Genomic DNA, 561 nt, shown 5'->3' on the forward strand with positions numbered 1-561 from the left:
GCTCGTTCGTGATTATCTATGCATATATATATCTGACATTATGTTTGCAAAATTTTTTTATTCATAATAAACTGCGTTTACATCATACATTTTTTTCTTTTTCCTAAAAACCTAGAATGGAGGATCCCTCCTCATTCTTCTGCACTCCTGGCGCTGCTCTGACCTATCCTTCTCCAGACGCTCCAGTTCATGCTGAATGTTGCTGAGCCTGATCTTTAGCTCATCCATCTCCAGAATCTCTTCTGAAGTCTTGAGCTTCTCTTCCAAACTCTCGTTCTCTTCCAGCAGCTTGAATTCAAGCCGGCTGAGTTCCTGCACTTCCTCCACGAAGGCAAGAAATTCCTTCAGGTCTCTCTCCAACTCTGGACGCAGGTCCTCTTCCAGCAGTGTCCGTGTTAGCTCCGAGATGGTCGTTGTACCCTCTGGATGCCTGATGTTCAGGAACAAGTCCTCCTCGAAGGCCTTCTTCCTCAACTCTTCTAGTGCTACGATGTATGCTGCCATTTTTTTCACTACTGAAAATTGTTCGAGGTGTGAAGCTTACCTTTCTCTCCAACGCTT

General features: G+C 44.7%; 1 protein-coding gene. It reads right to left on the reverse strand.

The window, feature by feature from the left end; all coding sequences use genetic code 11:
- Window positions 1-111: 111 nt before the first annotated feature.
- Window positions 112-504, reverse strand: coding sequence for a hypothetical protein (locus AABA86_RS33665; protein WP_338309804.1), 393 nt, complete (start codon window positions 502-504; stop codon window positions 112-114).
- Between the last annotated feature and the right edge of the window lie 57 nt (window positions 505-561).

This window comes from Bradyrhizobium sp. TM233 (assembly GCF_036247965.1).
GTDB lineage: Bacteria > Pseudomonadota > Alphaproteobacteria > Rhizobiales > Xanthobacteraceae > Bradyrhizobium > Bradyrhizobium ottawaense.